The organism is Nocardia sp. NPDC058497 (assembly GCF_042720195.1).
GTDB lineage: Bacteria > Actinomycetota > Actinomycetes > Mycobacteriales > Mycobacteriaceae > Nocardia.
Window position 1 is genome coordinate 1 of sequence record NZ_JBHXMY010000449.1, and the last position, 5,000, is coordinate 5,000.

Here is a 5,000-nt window from a genome sequence, read left to right on the forward strand (position 1 = left end):
TGTCTCACACCCCGCGGTCGAGCATAACCCCCGAGAAGATCGAAGCAGGCGAACTCGCCATCGCGTGCGTCACCTACAACCTGTCCGACGGCCGCGCCCAGCTGCACCGCGTCATCGGGGACATCGGCGAACTCGAGTAACCGGTACGCCGCCGCGAGGAACCGACCCTCGCGGCGGTGATATCCGGACCATTCACAGAGTGCGAGGCGGAGGCGCTCTGCGACGATGTCCCCATGAGCACCGCCACCCGACCGGGTGTGATCACGACAAGCACGCTGGTTCTGCTGTCGGCCCTGTACTTCGCCCAGGGCCTGCCGTTCGGCTTCTTCACCCAGGCACTGCCCGTGGTGCTGCGCGAATCGGGCTATTCGCTGGTGGCGATCAGCGCCTCGGGTGTGCTGTTCCTGCCGTGGGCGCTGAAGTTCCTGTGGGCGCCCTACGTCGACCGCTACGGCACCCGGCGCACCTGGCTGCTGGTGCTGCAGTTGTCCGCGGCCGCGGTCGCGATGGTCCTCGCCGGTCTCGACCTGTCGTCGTCGTTGCGCTGGCTGTTCGTCGGCATCGTGGTGGTGAACCTGCTCTCGGCGACGCAGGACGTGGCCACCGACGGTCTCGCGGTACGCCTGCTGGGTCCGCGCCAGCGCGGGCTGGGCAATGGCATCCAGGTCGGCGCCTACCGCATCGGCATGATCGTCGGCGGTGGCGCACTGCTGTGGATGTTCGCCGTGTCCGGTTGGCGAATGCTGTTCCTCGCCATGGCATTACTGATCGTGCTGACCACGGTGCCGGTATGGCTGCTGCGCGAACCGGTCGCCGACCGCCCGCCGCGCCCGCATCCGGCGCACCTGCTCGGCGCCTGGTGGATTCGGCTGCGCCGCCCCGGCATCCTCACCTTCATCGCGCTGATCGGTGCCTTCAAGTTCGGCGATTCGATGGCGTCGGCGCTCACCGGCCCGTTCCTGTCCGACGCAGGTCTCGACCTCGGCCAGATCGCGGTGATCAAGGGCGTCCTCTCCTCGGCGGGCGCCCTGGCGGGCGCGGCCCTCGGTGGCTGGCTGGCCTACCGCTACGGCCGTCGCAGTGCGCTGCTGATCGGCGGTGTCACCCAGACCGCGAGCATCGCGCTGTATCTGTTCGCCGCCCTCGGCCTCGGCGGTGTCGAACTTCTCGTCACCGCCAGCCTGGCCGAGCACGTCTTCGGCGGCGCCGCCACTGTCGCTGTGTTCGCCCTCATGATGGACGCCTCGGAGCCCGACCACGCCGGCAGCGACTACACCCTGCTCGCCTGCGCCATCGTCGTCGTCCAAGGTGTGGCGGGCATGGCAGCGGGCATCGTCGGCGAGCTGGCCGGCTATCCCGCGCTGTTCACCACCAGCCTCGTCCTCTCCGGAATCGGCTGCGCCGCACTGATTCTCGGCCTGTCGCGGGGCATGGGTCCCGACAGCCTGCGCCAGACCCTCGGCTACACCCGGGGAATCGGTCAGCGCACGGCGCATCGGCAGGTGGATCTGCGAGACTGAGGAGGTGAGCGAAGCCGATGCGGGGAGCTACGTCGAGGCCGGTGAGTTCCGCCGCGACACCAACTACATCACCACGCGGATCACCGCCGACGGCCGCGACGGCTACCCCGTCGAACCCGGCCGCTACCGGCTCGTCGCGGCCAGGGCCTGTCCGTGGGCCAACCGCACCCTGATCGTGCGCAGGTTGCTCGGGCTCGAACCGGTGCTGTCGCTCGGCCTGTGCGGGCCCACCCACGACAAGCTCAGCTGGACCTTCGATCTGGACCCGGGCGAGGTCGATCCGGTGCTGGGCATCCACCGGCTGCGCGACGCCTACCTGGCCCGGTTCCCGGACTATCCGCGCGGCATCACCGTGCCCGCGGTGGTCGACATCCCGACCGGGCAGGTCGTCACCAACGACTACGCCCAGATCACCCTCGACTTCTCCACCGAATGGACCGCCTACCACCGGCCCGGCGCGCCGCAACTGTATCCCGAGCCGCTGCGCGACCGGATCGACGAGATCAACGCCGAGGTCTTCCGCGAGGTCAACAACGGTGTCTACCGCTGCGGTTTCGCCGGCGCGCAGGACGCCTACGACGCCGCCTACACCCGGCTCTTCGCCGCCCTGGACCGGCTCACCGAGCGGCTGAGGACCCAGCGCTACCTGGTCGGCGACACCATCACCGAGGCCGACGTGCGCCTGTTCACCACGCTGGCCCGCTTCGACCCCGTCTATCACGGTCATTTCAAGACCAACCGCAGCACACTCAGCGAGATGCCGGTGCTGTGGGCCTACGCCCGCGACCTGTTCCAGACCCCCGGCTTCGGCGACACCATCGATTTCGGGCAGATCAAGGAGCACTACTACGTGGTGCACCGCGACATTAACCCCACCGGAGTCGTCCCCGCTGGACCGGATCTGTCGAGCTGGCTGACCCCGCATCACCGCGAGGAACTCGGCGGACGACCCTTCGGCGCCGGCACCCCGCCGCCGCCGCCCCTGCCCGCCGAGCAGGTACCCGCGATCCGCTGATATCCGCGATTCAGCGATTCGTGTTCATCGCGGGGCCATGCGGATGGCGCCGTCGAGGCGGATGGTCTCGCCGTTGAGCATCGGGTTCTCCACGATGTGGCGGGCCAGTGCGGCGAATTCGGTCGGCTGACCCAGACGCGAGGGGTGCGGTACCTGCGCGCCGAGGGACTGCAGCGCCTCCTCGGGCAGCGTCTCGAACAGCGGTGTGCGGAACAGTCCGGGCGCGATCGTGACGACCCGGATCTTGAAACTCGCCAGGTCACGCGCGACCGGCAGGGTCAGACCGACGATCCCACCCTTGGACGCGGAGTAGGCGGCCTGGCCGATCTGGCCGTCGAACGCGGCAACGGAGGCGGTGTTGACGATGACGCCACGCTCCTCACCGACCGGGTCGGTGCCCGACATGCGTTCGGCGGCCAGCCGGATCACGTTGAACGTGCCGACGAGATTGACGTTGATCACCTTGGTGAAATCGGCGAGCGGGAACGCGCCCTTCTTGCCGACCGTCTTGACCGCGTTGCCGATGCCGGCGCAGTTCACCGCGATCCGCAGCGGCGCCAGCGATTCGGCGACGTCGAGCGCGGCGGACACCGCCGATTCGTCGGTCACGTCCGCCGCCGCGAAGGCCGCGCCGTCGCCCAGTTCCTTCGCGATGGCCGCGCCGTTGGACGACGGGAGGTCGACGATCACGACCTTCGCGCCCTGGGTGTGCAGTTCCCGCACGGTCGCCAAGCCGAGACCCGATGCGCCGCCGGTGACGATCGCCGACGAGTTGACGAAATCCATATTCTCTCTCCTGTTCGGTACGACTCGACGCAATATTGACACACTTCGCCAAAACTGTTTGGCTTTCGTGGTGACCAAGCCAGCTCCCCGCCGTCCCGGTCGCCCCTCCGTGCTGGACGCCCGGGCCGTGTCCGTGGGTGCGCTGAGCCTGTGGACCGAACACGGTTTCGCCACCACCAACTGGAACGACCTGGCTCAGGCCACGGGGGTCAGTACCCGAACCCTGCTGCGGCACTTTTCGTCCCGGGCCGAGATCGCGTGGCTGGGTGTCGCGCCGGCGACGGACAGACTGCGAGCCGCGCTGACCGGCGTCGCCGACGACAAGCCGCCCGCGGTCGTGATCCGGACGGCGATCGTCGAATCGGTGTCGAGGGATCCGCGCATCCACGAGCTCGCGCCGGACTGGTTACGCCTGATCTCGTCAGAGCCCGAGCTCGCGGCGGCCGCGCCCCGTGTCTATCAGCCCTGGATCGACACACTGTCGGACTATCTCGCCCGGCGGTACCCCGGCTCCCCCGACCCCATCTGCCGCGCGCTTGCGACCGCTTACCAGAGCGCCACCCTGGCTGCCCTGATCGAGTGGGCCGAGGACGGCGCGGACGGTGACTGCACCGACTCGGTCGATCGAATGCTGCGCTGGATGGATGTTCATCTTCCGGCGACCGAACCAGGCTGAGCGGCTCCGCGGCAGCGCAAACCCGGTCAGCTCGGCGCGGAGTCGTTCTCGTCGCGGATCTCGGCCAAGGCAGCGAGCTGATCGCAGTAATGGTCGGCCGAGGTCGCGGTCAGTGCGGCACCGACCACCGTCGCGCCCGCGCGTGTCGCAGCCCCGAGCTTCGCCCTGGTCCCGGCGGGGTTTCCGAGTGGATCCAGCGATCCGGCCGAGAGAACAACCTCGAAACCGGCGGGCGGCTGTCTGCGGTCGAGCAGCGCGCCGATCTGGTCGAAGGTCAATCCGAACGGGATCCAGCCGTCGGCGAGTTCCACCGCGCGCCGCAATGATCGGGCCGAGCGGCCGCCGATCCACAGCGGCACGGTGTCCTGGACAGCATGCGGCTCGACCACCATGTCCGAGAACCGGTGATAGCGGCCCTCGTGGTGCGGTACCCGCTGCGACATCGCCGCACGCACGGCGATCAAGGCGGCGTCACCCCGCGCACCTCGGTCGGCGAATGGGACGTCGAGGAGCTCGAATTCCTCCTGGAGCGAGCCGACACCCAGCCCCAGGATCAGCCGGCCATCGCTGACCATGTCGAGAGTGCCGTAGCGCTTGGCGATTTCGAGCGGATGGTGGTAGCCGAGCACGAGGACCTTGGTGGCCAGCCGGATCCGTTCGGTGCGGGCCGCCAGATAGCCGAGGGTGGCGAGCGGATCCCAGTACGTCGCACCGCGCACTTCGGCGACGGAGGCAGGCACAGCGACGTGTTCGCTGCAGGTGAGGTGATGGAAACCGAGCCGGTCCGCGGTGACCGCGATCTGTGCGAGTTCGGCGATGCCCGCCGATTCCTCCCACGAGCTGTGCGCGCCCGGCACCCGGGTGACCACCGGGGTGTCGATCCCGATCCTCATCCGGCCCCCCCCCGGTCACCGGGCGGTGGGCGCCGTTTCGTGGCTCTCGCCCCCGCCCCCCGCCGCACTTGGGCCCCGGCGGGGGCGCCGGGGTTGTCGGGGGCCGCCCC

The 5,000-nt window shown here is 69.2% G+C and carries 5 protein-coding genes; 3 read left to right on the forward strand and 2 right to left on the reverse strand.

Features of this window, described 5'->3' with window-relative positions:
* The first annotated feature begins 233 nt into the window (after nucleotides 1-233).
* Nucleotides 234-1,520 (forward strand): MFS transporter, encoded by a 1,287-nt coding sequence (locus tag ACFWPJ_RS24450; protein WP_378854718.1) that lies wholly within the window; start codon nucleotides 234-236, stop codon nucleotides 1,518-1,520.
* Nucleotides 1,521-1,524: 4 nt separating this feature from the next.
* Nucleotides 1,525-2,535: a glutathione S-transferase family protein gene (locus ACFWPJ_RS24455; RefSeq protein ID WP_378854719.1), complete on the forward strand. Its 1,011-nt coding sequence runs from the start codon at nucleotides 1,525-1,527 to the stop codon at nucleotides 2,533-2,535.
* A 24-nt stretch (nucleotides 2,536-2,559) separates the two neighbouring features.
* On the opposite strand, the gene ACFWPJ_RS24460 is transcribed toward ACFWPJ_RS24455, so the two are convergent.
* Complete coding sequence (locus ACFWPJ_RS24460) at nucleotides 2,560-3,321, reverse strand: 3-hydroxyacyl-CoA dehydrogenase (protein ID WP_378854720.1); 762 nt, start codon at nucleotides 3,319-3,321, stop codon at nucleotides 2,560-2,562.
* On the opposite strand from ACFWPJ_RS24460, the gene ACFWPJ_RS24465 reads away from it, so the two are divergent.
* Entirely contained in the window at nucleotides 3,290-3,997 is a 708-nt protein-coding gene (locus ACFWPJ_RS24465; RefSeq protein WP_378854721.1) for a TetR/AcrR family transcriptional regulator, read from the forward strand. The two genes, ACFWPJ_RS24460 and ACFWPJ_RS24465, sit on opposite strands and share 32 nt — an antisense overlap.
* Nucleotides 3,998-4,023: 26 nt before the next feature.
* Here the strand turns inward: ACFWPJ_RS24465 and ACFWPJ_RS24470 are convergent, their stop codons facing one another.
* Nucleotides 4,024-4,890: an LLM class F420-dependent oxidoreductase gene (locus tag ACFWPJ_RS24470; protein WP_378854722.1), complete on the reverse strand. Its 867-nt coding sequence runs from the start codon at nucleotides 4,888-4,890 to the stop codon at nucleotides 4,024-4,026.
* Nucleotides 4,891-5,000 lie beyond the last annotated feature (110 nt).

What these genes read in the sequence shown, in the direction of transcription:
- ACFWPJ_RS24470 (WP_378854722.1), bottom strand. Translation starts at nt 4,890, where the DNA reads ATGAGGATCGGGATCGACACCCCGGTGGTCACCCGGGTGCCGGGCGCG.
- ACFWPJ_RS24450 (WP_378854718.1), top strand. Translation starts at nt 234, where the DNA reads ATGAGCACCGCCACCCGACCGGGTGTGATCACGACAAGCACGCTGGTT.
- ACFWPJ_RS24460 (WP_378854720.1), bottom strand. Translation starts at nt 3,321, where the DNA reads ATGGATTTCGTCAACTCGTCGGCGATCGTCACCGGCGGCGCATCGGGT.